Annotated in this window: 10 protein-coding genes, 1 tRNA gene and 1 rRNA gene; all 12 read right to left on the bottom strand. The window is 43.2% G+C overall.

Annotated elements, in window-relative coordinates:
- Positions 1 to 182: ribosomal RNA gene (locus AB5618_RS08220) — 16S ribosomal RNA — on the bottom strand; the annotation flags it as partial.
- 342 nt (positions 183 to 524) lie between these two features.
- A tRNA-Ser gene (locus tag AB5618_RS08215) sits at positions 525 to 612 on the bottom strand.
- 177 nt (positions 613 to 789) lie between these two features.
- Positions 790 to 1,527 (bottom strand): 1-acyl-sn-glycerol-3-phosphate acyltransferase, encoded by a 738-nt coding sequence (locus AB5618_RS08210; RefSeq protein ID WP_148463031.1) that lies wholly within the window; start codon positions 1,525 to 1,527, stop codon positions 790 to 792.
- 124 nt (positions 1,528 to 1,651) lie between these two features.
- Positions 1,652 to 2,209 carry a hypothetical protein gene (locus AB5618_RS08205; protein ID WP_173716664.1) on the bottom strand — a complete coding sequence of 186 codons (558 nt, stop codon included), beginning with the start codon at positions 2,207 to 2,209 and terminating at the stop codon, positions 1,652 to 1,654.
- Between the two features lie 15 nt (positions 2,210 to 2,224).
- Positions 2,225 to 4,777, bottom strand: a complete 2,553-nt coding sequence (gene gyrA, locus AB5618_RS08200; RefSeq protein WP_173716663.1) for a DNA gyrase subunit A — start codon at positions 4,775 to 4,777, stop codon at positions 2,225 to 2,227.
- A gap of 15 nt (positions 4,778 to 4,792) precedes the next feature.
- Positions 4,793 to 6,715, bottom strand: coding sequence for a DNA topoisomerase (ATP-hydrolyzing) subunit B (gene gyrB, locus AB5618_RS08195; protein WP_148463034.1), 1,923 nt, complete (start codon positions 6,713 to 6,715; stop codon positions 4,793 to 4,795).
- Positions 6,716 to 6,970: 255 nt separating this feature from the next.
- A complete protein-coding gene (rsmI, locus tag AB5618_RS08190) occupies positions 6,971 to 7,816 on the bottom strand; it encodes a 16S rRNA (cytidine(1402)-2'-O)-methyltransferase (RefSeq protein WP_118580874.1) in 846 nt (281 codons plus the stop codon).
- Between the two features lie 52 nt (positions 7,817 to 7,868).
- Positions 7,869 to 8,609 carry a tRNA1(Val) (adenine(37)-N6)-methyltransferase gene (locus AB5618_RS08185; protein WP_148463035.1) on the bottom strand — a complete coding sequence of 247 codons (741 nt, stop codon included), beginning with the start codon at positions 8,607 to 8,609 and terminating at the stop codon, positions 7,869 to 7,871.
- Complete coding sequence (locus AB5618_RS08180; RefSeq protein WP_118580868.1) at positions 8,602 to 9,501, bottom strand: stage 0 sporulation family protein; 900 nt, start codon at positions 9,499 to 9,501, stop codon at positions 8,602 to 8,604. The genes AB5618_RS08185 and AB5618_RS08180 overlap by 8 nt, the downstream gene beginning before the upstream one ends.
- A 1-nt stretch (position 9,502) precedes the next feature.
- The gene (gene holB / locus AB5618_RS08175) at positions 9,503 to 10,492 is read right to left on the bottom strand and encodes a DNA polymerase III subunit delta' (RefSeq protein WP_195392123.1); all 990 of its coding nucleotides are present in this window, start codon (positions 10,490 to 10,492) and stop codon (positions 9,503 to 9,505) included.
- Between the two features lie 367 nt (positions 10,493 to 10,859).
- Positions 10,860 to 11,444 carry a guanylate kinase gene (locus AB5618_RS08170; protein ID WP_173718502.1) on the bottom strand — a complete coding sequence of 195 codons (585 nt, stop codon included), beginning with the start codon at positions 11,442 to 11,444 and terminating at the stop codon, positions 10,860 to 10,862.
- A gap of 17 nt (positions 11,445 to 11,461) precedes the next feature.
- On the bottom strand, positions 11,462 to 13,060 hold the full coding sequence (locus AB5618_RS08165) for an aminotransferase class I/II-fold pyridoxal phosphate-dependent enzyme (protein ID WP_173718501.1): 1,599 nt from the start codon (positions 13,058 to 13,060) through the stop codon (positions 11,462 to 11,464).
- Positions 13,061 to 13,169: the final 109 nt, after the last annotated feature.

The raw sequence follows: 13,169 nt of genomic DNA, 5'->3' as shown, positions 1-13,169 counted from the left end.
TAGCAGTCATTTCTGGCTGTTATCCCCCAGTATAAGGCAGGTTACCCACGCGTTACTCACCCGTCCGCCACTAGAAATAAATTAAATCGACCGAAGTTTCAATAAAGTATTTCCCGTTCGACTTGCATGTGTTAAGCACGCCGCCAGCGTTCATCCTGAGCCAGGATCAAACTCTCTGATAAAATGTTTGATTCACTCAAGACAACCAACTAGCTTAGTTATCTCTCGTCATTACTGTTATAAAAAGTTCATTCATTTGAATGATGATTCGTTAAGAATTTTCGAGAATCATATGTGTTTCACTGTTTAGTTATCAAGGTTGTTTCGCTGTCATTTCTTTGCGACAGCTTGTTTATTTTACCTCATCTTGTTTTGTTTGTCAAGAACTTTTTAAGTTTTTTCAAAACTTTTTTCGATGAAGTTTTTTGTCTTTGTTGACGACTTGTCTACTTTATCACAAGTAGGAAGCTTTGTCAACCACTTTTTTAATTTTTTCAAATTTAAAATCTAAAAAAATTAAAAAACGGAGAAGGAGGGATTTGAACCCTCGCGCCGCGTTAACGACCTATACCCTTAGCAGGGGCACCTCTTCGGCCTCTTGAGTACTTCTCCAGTCTCCGAACTACTTAACCAATGTTAAATTGTGGAGTTGCGCATCTTTTGTAGCGCATTTGTTATTATACTTAAAAGATCACTTCTTGTCAACATCTTTTTTAAGTTTTTTATTTTTTTATACGAATTTCGGTGCGAAATTATGCGAATGCATGATTTCTGTGCATCGCGAAGCGGTTACTGGTTACGAAGTGAACAGTTACTATTTTCATTCGCCCGGATAGTCTCTTCAATTCTTCTTTTTACCTCTGCGGCAATCTCAGTTGATTTCATATCTTTATATTCTTCATATTCCATGGGCTTCAGAAAATGCACCTGAACATTCAGCATTTTTGCAGAACCGGTATCAAATGCTTTATAAGAATCAATCAATGCAACCGGTACAATCGGACATTTTGCTTTCATAGCAGCCTTAAAACTTCCGCCTTTAAATTCCTGAGGATGATTTCCATTTTTGCTTCTGGTCCCTTCTGCAAAAATAAGATAATTTCTTCCTGCTTTTACTTCTTTCGTTACATTAATGATCACCTGCATAGATTGTTTAATATCTTCCCTGTCAATCAAAAATGCTTTCATACATGAAAATACCTGCTTCAAAAACGGTACATTTCCAACTTCCTTCTTTGCAACTACTGAAAAAGGTACCGGGCAGACCTCCATTATGGCAAGCACGTCATATAATCCCTGATGATTCGGATAAAACATAAATCCATTTTGCGAAGGTATATTTTCTACTCCATGACCGTCTATATGAAGATTTCCTCCACGATTAGCTGCATGGTCAATTTTTTTCAACATGGCATAGCGCTGTTCCTCTGTGTATTTATCCACATGCGCAGCATACCAGTTCAGCATAATCCAATAATATGGTACGAATATAATATTCTTCAGTACCATTACAATGATTCTTTTCATTTCCAAGCTCCTTTCCTCTATGCAAAACTCCTCAGTGCGATAAAAATATTTTTCGGTTCCATATCAAATCACGATATGAAAAAGGGCCACTGCAAGATTCAATCATCCTGCAGCAGCCTCCCTTCTACTCTGCATCCAGCTTATTTGCAATTTTCTCCTCATACCCCGGGTTCTTTTTGATAAATACATTGTATGCTTTCGTATAAGTCTTATAAGAATCTGCAGTCATAAACTTGGCATAGTCATCCGCAGCCTGATTCCGCAGATCATCTGTGATCTCGGAAGGTGACATTACATAGTATTTACCATCTTTTTTCTCCGTCATATAGGTTCCTACGCATGGATACTCCTGGTCATTTTCCAATACCAGATTGTAAATAATGTACACGTAAGTATAGTCACCGTTTTCGGAAAGAATATCGCACTGTTCCACCTTTACTTTTGTTGGATTATGAGCAGCAAAATATTTTAAAGTAGCATCAATCTCATTCTGTAGAAGTTCATTGGTATCCTTTTCCTGAGAATAACACTGCTTCACCTTCTTCTCACTTCCGCTTACATAATTCTTTATGAGGGCTTCCACTACTCCCTCCGGCGATTTATGATTTACGCCGCATCCGGACATTGCCATGATAAACATCATGGCAATACCCAGGATTAAAATTCTGGTTCTTTTTTTCATACTTCACAGATTCCTTTATTCTGCATCATTTGTATCCTGTGAATCCTCTTCTTCAAAAACTTCCTCAGTCTCCTCAGTCGGCTCCTCACTGCTGCCGTTCTCCGTATTTCCCTCTGCTTTCTCGCGAACCTTGGCAAGACTTGCCACTGTTACACCCTCATCCAGATTGATCAGCTTCACTCCGGAAGTGATTCTTCCAAGAATAGAAATTCCGGCACAGGTAATACGAATAATGATTCCTTCTGTAGTGATCATCATAATCTCGTTTTCTTCATTGACAGCTTTAGCACCAATCACATTACCGGTTTTCTCGGTGATCTTGTAACACTTCACACCCTTACCTCCACGGTTCTGGCAGGTAAATTCACTCATAGCTGTACGTTTGCCCATACCATTTTCAGATACTACAAGCAGGTAATCTCCCTGAGAATTCAGCTGCATTGCCACAACCTCATCTCCAGGATCAAGATTCATACCACGAACACCCATGGAGCTTCTTCCGGTACTTCTTACATCAGTCTCCTTGAAACGGATGCACATACCGTCTTTCGTTACAAGCATAATATCTTTTGTATCGTCTGTAGCCTTAACTTCAATAAGCTCATCATCATCACGAAGTGTGATTGCCACAAGACCTGTCTTACGTACATTTGCATATTCTTCCATAGGTGTCTTCTTCACAAGACCAGCCTTAGTTGCCATAACCAGATACTTGCCTTCTTCGAATTTACGCATAGGAATAACAGATGTAATGCGCTCACCTGGCATAAGCTGCAGAAGATTGACAATTGCAGTACCTCTTGCAGTTCTTCCTGCCTCAGGGATCTCGTATGCTTTCAGCCTGTATACACGTCCTGTATTGGTAAAGAACATCAGATAATGGTGAGTAGTAGTCATAAGCAGTTCTTCAATGTAATCGTCATCGATGGTCTGCATTCCCTTGATTCCACGTCCACCTCTGTTCTGGCTGCGGAAATTATCTACAGTCATTCTCTTGATATAACCAAGTTTTGTCATAGTAATGACAGTATTTTCCCTTGGAATCAGATCCTCTGTGGAAAGATCATAGACATCATATCCGATGGCAGTTCTTCTCTCATCGCCGTATTTGTCAGCGATTGCAAGGATTTCTTCCCTTACAACACGAAGAAGGAGATTTCTGTCTGCAAGAATTGCCAGGAATTTGCGGATTTTCTCCTCTAATTCTGCATATTCTGCTTCCAGCTTCTCTCTTTCCAAACCGGTGAGAGCTCTCAGACGCATATCTACAATAGCCTGAGCCTGCACATCCGTCAGTTCGAATCTGTCCATCAATTCCTGCTTCGCAATCTGAACGTTGCGGGCAGCACGAATGATCCTGATAACTTCGTCGATATTATCCAGGGCTTTCAGCAAGCCTTCCAAAATGTGGGCACGTTCCTGCGCTTTATTCAGATCATATTTGGTTCTTCTGGTAACAACGTCCTCCTGATGAGCCAGATAATGCTCCAGAAGCTCTTTCAGATTCAGTACCTTTGGTACAAGACTGTCTCCCTGAGGTACCACACAAAGCATGATAACGCCAAAAGTATCCTGCAGCTGGGTATGCTTGTACAACTGATTCAGAACAACATTTGCATTGGCATCTTTACGAAGGTCAATACAAATACGCATTCCCTCACGGCTGGAATGATCATTCAGGTCGGTAATTCCATCAATCTTTTTATCACGGACAAGCTCTGCGATCTTCTCGATCAGCCGGGCTTTATTTACCAGATATGGAAGCTCCGTAACGATAATACGTGATTTTCCATTTGGTAAGGTCTCAATATTTGATACTGCACGTACACGGATCTTGCCGCGGCCTGTGCGGTATGCCTCCTCGATTCCCCTTCTTCCGAGAATAGTGGCTCCTGTAGGGAAATCTGGGCCTTTTACAACGTCAAGAAGCTCTTCAATTGTGGTTTCTCTCTGCTCCTCGATGGTATTGTCAATAATTTTTACAACAGCATTAATAACCTCACGAAGATTGTGAGGCGGAATATTGGTAGCCATACCAACAGCAATACCTGTAGTACCATTGACCAGCAGGTTCGGGAACCTGGAAGGAAGCACCTTTGGCTCTCTCTCAGTTTCATCAAAGTTTGGCTGGAAGTCTACAGTATCTTTATTAATGTCAGCAAGCATCTCCATGGAAATTTTGCTCAGGCGGGCCTCAGTGTATCGCATAGCAGCTGCGCCGTCGCCGTCAACAGAACCGAAGTTTCCATGTCCGTCAACAAGAGTATAGCGGAAAGACCAGTCCTGTGCCATATTTACAAGTGCTCCGTAAATAGAGCTGTCACCATGAGGATGATACTTACCCATGGTATCACCAACGATACGGGCACATTTACGATGTGGCTTATCCGGACCGTTGTTCAATTCGATCATAGAATACAGCACTCTACGCTGTACCGGTTTCAAACCATCTCTTACATCAGGAAGCGCTCTTGAAGCAATAACGCTCATAGCATATTCGATGTAAGATTCTTTCATGGTTTTCTCCAGATCCACATCATGGACCTGGTCAAAAATCTTGTCATCCATATTGTTCTATCTCCCCTAGATATCCAGATTCTTTACAAAGCGTGCATTCTCTTCGATAAATTCACGTCTTGGTTCTACCTTGTCACCCATAAGTGTGGTAAATACAAGGTCAATTTCGGAGGTAGCTGCCTCATCCATTGTAACGCGGAGAAGAATACGCTTCTCCGGATCCATGGTAGTCTCCCAAAGCTGCTCTGCATCCATCTCTCCCAGACCTTTGTAACGCTGGATCTTATTGTTGGAGTCTCGTCCTATCTCTGTAAGGATGGCGTTCAGCTCATCGTCATCGTAAGCGTACCATACCTTCTTGTTCTTCTCGATCTTGTACAGCGGCGGCTGTGCCAGATATACATAGCCCTGCTTGATCAGTTCCGGCATAAATCTGTACAGGAATGTAAGAAGCAGTGTGGCAATGTGGGCACCGTCAACATCGGCATCAGTCATAATGATGATCTTGTGATATCTCAGTTTGGAAATATCGAAATCATCATGAATACCGGTGCCAAAGGCTGTGATCATAGCCTTGATCTCTTTGTTTGCATAAATCTTGTCCAGACGGGCTTTCTCTACGTTCAGTATTTTTCCACGAAGAGGAAGGATAGCCTGTGTAGCACGGTTACGAGCTGTCTTCGCAGAGCCACCCGCGGAATCACCCTCTACGATATAGATTTCGCAATTCTCCGGATTCTTGTCCGAGCAATCGGCAAGCTTGCCTGGAAGGGACATACTGTCAAGGGCAGACTTCCTTCTGGTAAGATCTCGGGCCTTACGCGCTGCCTCTCTGGCTCTCTGGGCAAGTACAGACTTCTCTACAGTTGCCTTGGCTACAGCAGGATTCTGTTCCAGAAAAATCTCCAGCTGTTTGCTTACAACACTGTCTACAGCTCCTCTGGCCTCACTGTTGCCAAGTTTCTGCTTCGTCTGGCCTTCAAACTGCGGATTGCCAATTTTAACGCTGACAATGGCTGTCAGGCCTTCTCGGATATCATCACCGGAAAGGTTTGGCTCGCTGTCCTTGAGAAGCTTATTCTTTCTGGCGTAATCGTTAAATGTGTTTGTAATGGCATTTCTGAAACCAGTAATATGGGTACCGCCTTCAGGAGTATTAATATTGTTTACAAATCCGTAAGTATTCTCTGTATAAGAATCATTGTGCTGCATGGCAACTTCAACCGCCACACCGTCCTTCTCACCCTCGCAGTAAATGATCTCCGGATAAAGAGCTTCTTTACTTCTGTTCAGATAAGTTACAAATTCACGGATACCACCTTCATAGTGGAAAGTTTTCTCCCTTTCCATACCTTCCCGCTTGTCAGTAAGAATGATCTTCAGACCTTTGGTAAGAAAAGCCATTTCACGGAGACGCTGTTTCAGGATATCGTAATCGTATACAGTCTCCTCGAATATCTGCTTGTCCGGGAGGAAAGTAACAGTAGTTCCGGTAGAATCACCACATTCTCCAACTTCCTTAAGCGGATACATTGTCTTACCACGCTCGTAACGCTGCTCATATCTCTTTCCATCTCTGCAGATTGATACTTCAAGCCATTCAGAAAGTGCATTAACAACGGATGCACCTACTCCGTGAAGACCTCCTGATACCTTGTATCCTCCACCGCCAAACTTACCGCCGGCATGAAGAATGGTAAATACCACCTCTACAGCTGGAATGCCGGCTTTATGATTGATTCCTACCGGAATGCCTCGTCCATTATCTACAACTGTGATGGAGTTATCAGGATTGATCGCTACATTTATTTCTGTACAGTAACCAGCCAGTGCCTCATCTACGGCATTGTCCACGATTTCGTATACAAGATGATGGAGACCACGGCTGGATGTACTTCCAATGTACATACCAGGTCTCTTACGTACGGCTTCCAGACCCTCCAGAATCTGGATTTGGTCCGCTCCGTATTCTGTATTTGTTTCGCCCATGATATTCCTCCTGTTATGATCTATTAAAAAGTTACAGGAATTTACGGCTCATTTCTGCTGCCAGATCTCATTCCTGTTTTTGCGCATAAAAATACAGATTTATTATAGCACAAAATCCCCGTTTTTGCCAGTTAAAAGCCATTTCAAGATGTAAAAAAAACGGCGTATTTTCAACGGATATCCGTCAAAAATACGCCTTATCTCCCCCTATATGTCTGCTTGTCAGGAATAACACCTGCCAGAACAGTTTCTTCTCTATTTTTGCAGCAAAAGCGCCTGGTAAATATCTCTTTTTGTCACACCTCGATCCTTTGCAACCATCTTCATTGCCTCTTTGCGTGCGATCCCCTGATTCTCATAAATCGCCATATGTTCCTCAATGGAGATGTCTCTCCAGGATTCCTGTGACTCCTGTTCCATTTCCTTTCGGCTTCTGCCCTCGATCACCAGGACACACTCTCCAAGGGGCTTCTGATCTTTGTAAAAAGCAATCAGATCTTCGATTGTTGTCCGAAATGCCGTTTCATACTTCTTGGTAAGCTCACGGCAAAGAGTCATTCTGCGGTTTCCAAGAGCCTGGTACAATTCCTGCAGGGTACCAACCAAGTGATGGGGTGCCTCATAAAGGATGATGGTGCGGGTTTCGTTTTTCAACTCTTCCAGAATGGCTTTCCTCTCTTTTTTATCCGGAGGTAAAAAGGCCTCGAATGCAAATCTGCGGGTGGAAAGTCCGGACAGGGTAAGAGCCGTGATGCATGCTGCCGGGCCTGGAAGCGAAGTTACTTCAATTCCGGCATCGTAACACATAGCAGCCAATACTTCCCCTGGGTCAGAAATTCCAGGTGTTCCCGCATCTGTGATCAGAGCCACATTCAGACCCTCCTGCATTTTCTCAATGAGGGTGTAGGCTTTCTCCACTTTGTTGTACTCATGGTAACTGGTCATTGGAGTTTTTATGTCAAAATGATTGAGAAGCTTGATACTGTTGCGGGTGTCTTCCGCAGCGATCAGATCCACTTCCTTCAGAACACGGAGCACGCGAAGCGTAATATCCTCCAGATTTCCGATTGGCGTGGCACATAGATATAATTTACCACTCATATTTTTCTCCCTTCTGCAATCATCTGTTTTTCATTTTTTATTTGCGATCTTTTTAAATCATATCGTACATTTCCAGAATTTCCTTCGTATAAACTCCCGGCTTCTCATACACGATCAGCGGTCTTTCCACAGTAATCCGGGAATTGCCGCCTTTCAGGGCTTCTATGAGCACCATATTAGGCTCCCTGTCAATGTATGGATAAACAAGCTGCATACGCTTAGGCTCCAGCTTATATTTCGTCAAAACCTGCATAATTTCTGTCAGTCTGAACGGTCTGTGTACCATGTAAAAACGTCCTCTGTCTCCAAGAAGCTTCGAAGCCTGGCTTACCACATCCTCAAGAGTACAAAGGATCTCATGTCGGGCGATTGCCTTTGGCATATGCGGATTGGTCAGTCCATGCTGCCCGATCATATAGGGCGGATTGCAGGTGACAACATGAAAAGAAGCTGCCCCGAAAATACTGACAGCCTCCTTAATATCACCTTGTCTGATACTGACCCTGTCCTCCAGGTTATTGTATTTCACACTTCTTGCTGCCATTTCAGCACACTCTTCCTGGATTTCCAGACCTGTGAAATGCTCTCCCACAGTCTTGGAAGCAAGGAGTACCGGAATAATACCAGTTCCCGTTCCCATATCGAGAACCTTCTCTCCCTTCTTCACTCTGGCAAACCCAGATAAAAGAACAGCGTCCATACCGAAGCAGAATTTCCGGGGATCCTGAATGATATAATAGCCATTCTGCAGATCATCTATCCGCTCATTCTCCTTCACAAGATCATTAATCATCTAATTTGGAATCTCCCTTTTTATCTTCAAGATCCTTCAGTTCCTTTAATTCCTGTTCAGAGACTTTTACTTTCTTTTTTCTGGAACGGAATTTCAGTTCGCCTACAGGGAATTCCTGAATTTCTTTCTCATCACCAATTTCTACTACTACCTTTACAAGCTGGCGGAGTACATTTACACTCTGTACATTGCCCTGGATTCCGTCTGGAGTAGTTACCGTATCTCCGATTCCCGGAAGTCTGCGATTCAGCTCCTCATAGGTCTCCTGCTCATTCTTCAGACAGCACATCAGTCTTCCGCATACACCTGAAATCTTCGTCTGGTTCAGAGAGAGATTCTGTTCCTTGGCCATTCGGATGGATACAGGTGCAAACTCGGAAAGATAAGTATGACAGCAGAGACATCTGCCGCAGATACCGATTCCTCCAAGAATTTTTGTTTCATCTCTTACACCAATCTGGCGAAGTTCAATTCTTGTCTTAAAAATAGATGCAAGATCCTTTACCAGCTGGCGAAAATCAATTCTGCCGTCTGCTGTAAAGTAAAACAACACTTTATTGTTATCAAAAGTATACTCTGCGTCAATCAGCTTCATCTCAAGTCCATGCTCGCGAATCTTCTTCTGGCAGATCTTGAAAGCGTCCCTCTCACGCTCCCTGTTATACTTCTCTCTTTCATCATCGTCTTTGGTAGCCACACGAAGCACTTCCTTCAAAGGATGTACCACCTGGTCATCCACCACATCCTTAGGTGCAAGCACCACCTTTCCATACTCAACACCGCGGGCAGTCTCCACAATTACATGATCGCCCGGTTTCACTTTATAGTTCTTCGGATTGAAGTAATAGATCTTACCTACATTCCGAAATCTTACGCCTACTACTTTTGCCATTCTATTTCTCCCTGATTGTAAGGAACAGAAGCTCAAGAGCAAGTTCTGTATTTACATTGGCACGAAGACGTACTTTTGTTTTCTCCAGTGCATCCAGAATCTTCTCCAGGTTCTCATAGGAACGCTGGCTTGCCTGTTCCCTTATATAATTTATTTCCTGCTTAAATACAAGATTATCAACTTCCCGTGTAGCCTTAAACATCAGTACATCACGGAACCAGAACTGGAAAAGATCCAGATAGTCACTGATGTTCTGCTTGTCATTGGAAAGCTCCTTGATTGCTTCTGTAAGCTCATATACTTCCATTCCGTCTGCATTCTTCAGGATGCGGAGTGCATTCTGGGTCATATCTGCAAACTCCTGGGAAGTAGCTACCTGTTTCGCTCTGCCAATACTGCCATGAGCATAGGAAGCATCGATCTCAGCCTGATAATCCGGTATATGGAGATGTTCCATCAGGTACTTCTTTACCAGACCGTCATCTACAACCTTCAGATCCAGACGTACACATCTGGAACGAATGGTCGGCAGCAGAGCATCAATATTGCTTGTGAGAAGCATGATAACTGCATATTCCGGCGGCTCTTCAATGGTCTTCAGAAGAGCATTCTGTGCCTGGGGATTCATCAGCTCTGCATTTGCCACAATATAAACCTTGTATGGGCTGCAGTATGGCTTAATATCCACATCATTGATAATCTGTTCCCTGATTTCGTCAATTGTAATCACATTTGGCTTCTCATGGGTCACCATAATAATATCCGGGTGATTCTTACCAATCGCTTTCTTGCAGGAATCACAATGTCCGCAAGGCTCCGTACCGCCCTCTTCACACTGCAATGTCATCGCATAGGTTCCTGCCAGCAATTTCTTTCCAGAACCAGGGTCACCTGTAAAAATATACGAATGGGACACTTTCTCTGTCTGTATGGCATTCTTCAAATGTCTGATTATCTCTTCATGTCCTATAATGTCGTTAAACCCTAACATCGGAATCACCTCACCCTATCATTTTCGCTATTGTCAAAGGCTGCGTTCTGCAACCCTGCATAGCTTATTTTGTACAAATACACTCTAAATGTATTTACCCTTTAATTCTATCATGTACGACAAAATCATGCTATAGTTTTTTGTGAATTTATTCACTTATCAACAAAAAATGTGTTACTGTTCACTCCGTGACCAGTAACGCGCTTCGCGATGCACAGAAATCATGCATTCGCATGATTTCGCGCCGCAATTCTCGGGTTTTCTGTGAACTTTGTTCACAAAAAACACCTCGCGGAACGTTACCAGTGAACATTAATAAAAATGTTACTGCGCACTCCGTGACCAGCAACACGCTTCGCGATGCACATTATGCCTGTCTGATATATTCAGCAATTTCCTCTACACATTCCTCCAGATCAACATTCTGGAATTTTCTCGTAATCCCGGCAGCAGCAATTTTCTCTTCGGAAAAATCCTCCTGATCTGCAAGAAATCTTCTGCACATTTCCTCATAGCGGGGTATCTCCTGACCACGCTCTCTTTTCAATGCTCTTGCAAGACGCTCTCCATCCTCCACTTCGATATAAACAGGGCAAACAGTCTCTTTTCCATAGTATTCTCTCATTTTCACATAAGATTCAAGTGTACCGATTCCCAGATAGTCAGAATTTTTCAAATCCACCTGACCGTCATCTGCTGTAAAATAGTTCCAGATTCCATGTACTGTATGATAAGCTCTGGCCTCGATCAGATTTCCGCTGCTTCGAAATTCTTCCAGCTTTTTATCATCCACGAAATAGTACTGTTTACCATTCTCTTCCTCTGCACGGATTGGACGGGTCGTATAAAGAACCAGCTTCTTAAGTCCCAATCCCTCATGTGCTGCCAGCCTGGCATAAATATGATCCTTACCAGACGCGCTTTTTCCCATAATGTAAAATATTTTTCCCATAATGTATCAGGCAGGGGTTACACCTCTGCCTGCTCCTTTACTACGCTTATTGTTTCGTTATTTTCTCCGCAAAGACCGTGAATATTCAGACCCTGCTCCATATATCTTCTCACATTCCTTGTAAAAAGTCCAGTAATCTGTTCGCCTGGAACAATAATGGGAATCCCCGGCGGATAAAGATATACAAATTCTGCGGCAATTTTCCCTGCACTTTCTTCCAGAAGACAAGGCTGGGATGGGGCATCCATTGCCCTTGAAATGGACATAAGCTGCTTCATAGGACCACACTTGCAGGCATATTTTTCATTTCGTAAGCCACCGCTGCGGGTATCCTTTTCGTCACAGCTTTCACAATCTTCAGAATTACATTTAATACAATTCTGTCTTTCCACTTCCGGTACATAATCTGAATTTCCAACAGCTATTTTCTCTGTTATATTCCTGCTCTTCTCTGCCAGTTCAGCTTCCTGCCTGTCGATTTCTTCTATGGCTTTGCAAAGCCTCCGGAATCCTTCCCTGGTGTCTCCAACTGCTGCCAGTGCAAGCACATAATTCTCTGTAGTCATCTCAACTTCCAGATGATATTTTCTTCGAAGGATTCCCGCAAGTTCCGAACCATTTAAACTGCTGTGCAGTGTGGACAGGATCAGCTTGGAGCGGTCATAATCAAACAGTTCTTCTGTGCCCTGTACATCACTTTCTTCTCCTGTCTCTTCCGGTGTCTGTAACAGACGTATATACCTGCACTGACCAAGCTGTCTGCGGGCGGCTTCCAGATTTTCCGTAAATTCATCAAATAATCGTCCGCTGTCTTTTTCCAGCTTCGCCACACAGGCATCCAGACTGGACATGAGAATATAGGACGGACTGCTGGTCTCGTAAATTCCAAGAAATCTGCGAATCAGCTTCTCGCTTACACGTTCACTGCACAGATGAAGCACTGCGGTCTGTGTCATGGCCGGCAATGTTTTGTGAAAGCTCTGGATCACCACATCTGCTCCCAGATCTGTTGCTGAAACAGGAAAATAGTCAGAGAATCTGAAATGAGCACCGTGGGCTTCATCCACGATCAGCGGAATTCCATGTTTGTGGGCAGTTTCCGCAATCTTGCGCACATCTGAAACCACCCCATCATAAGTAGGCGATGTAATAAGGACTGCTTCGATTTTCGGATTTTCCTCAAGATATCTTTCCACACGGGATACGGAAATTGAGCCATTTATCCCCAAATTGTTATCAGATTGTGGATAAATATATGTGGGAACCAGTTCCCGGAGATAAATTGCGTGGTAAACAGCCTTATGACAGTTTCTGGCCACCAGAATCTGTCCACCCTTTTTCACAGATGCGGAAATGGCAGTAAGAATTCCTGCCGTACTTCCGTTGACACTAAAAAAACTTTTCCTGGTGCCGTACATTCTGGATAAGGCATTCTGCGCTTCAAGTAAAATTCCCTCAGAATGATGCAGATCGTCGAATCCGTCTATTTCCGTAATATCACGTTCAATGGGAAAATCTCCCTCTATGCACGCCTTATTCCGCTTGTGACCTGGCATGTGGAAAGGATAGAAGTCGGATTTGCCGTAGTTCTCCAATTCTTTATATAGTCTTCTCATTTTACCTCTCAATTTTCTCAGAAATTATGTCATCTTTTTCAAACACGCTCTAAAATAATATCATAACAGTATCTGAGCAAAATAATATCATTCACAGCAACCATTTTGT

The organism is Ruminococcus sp. J1101004sp1_RTP21198st1_B9_RTP21198_201120, assembly GCF_040924245.1.
GTDB lineage: Bacteria > Bacillota > Clostridia > Lachnospirales > Lachnospiraceae > Blautia_A > Blautia_A faecis.
The sequence above is the reverse complement of the archived record's forward strand: the minus strand, read 5'-3'. Positions and strand labels throughout refer to the sequence as shown.

Bases quoted from the DNA above. Each gene is read 5' to 3' on its own strand.
- AB5618_RS08210 (WP_148463031.1), bottom strand. From the start codon at position 1,527: ATGAAAAGAATCATTGTAATGGTACTGAAGAATATTATATTCGTACCA.
- AB5618_RS08205 (WP_173716664.1), bottom strand. From the start codon at position 2,209: ATGAAAAAAAGAACCAGAATTTTAATCCTGGGTATTGCCATGATGTTT.
- gyrA (WP_173716663.1), bottom strand. From the start codon at position 4,777: ATGGATGACAAGATTTTTGACCAGGTCCATGATGTGGATCTGGAGAAA.
- gyrB (WP_148463034.1), bottom strand. From the start codon at position 6,715: ATGGGCGAAACAAATACAGAATACGGAGCGGACCAAATCCAGATTCTG.
- rsmI (WP_118580874.1), bottom strand. From the start codon at position 7,816: ATGAGTGGTAAATTATATCTATGTGCCACGCCAATCGGAAATCTGGAG.
- AB5618_RS08185 (WP_148463035.1), bottom strand. From the start codon at position 8,609: ATGATTAATGATCTTGTGAAGGAGAATGAGCGGATAGATGATCTGCAG.
- AB5618_RS08180 (WP_118580868.1), bottom strand. From the start codon at position 9,501: ATGGCAAAAGTAGTAGGCGTAAGATTTCGGAATGTAGGTAAGATCTAT.
- holB (WP_195392123.1), bottom strand. From the start codon at position 10,492: ATGTTAGGGTTTAACGACATTATAGGACATGAAGAGATAATCAGACAT.
- AB5618_RS08170 (WP_173718502.1), bottom strand. From the start codon at position 11,444: ATGGGAAAAATATTTTACATTATGGGAAAAAGCGCGTCTGGTAAGGAT.
- AB5618_RS08165 (WP_173718501.1), bottom strand. From the start codon at position 13,060: ATGAGAAGACTATATAAAGAATTGGAGAACTACGGCAAATCCGACTTC.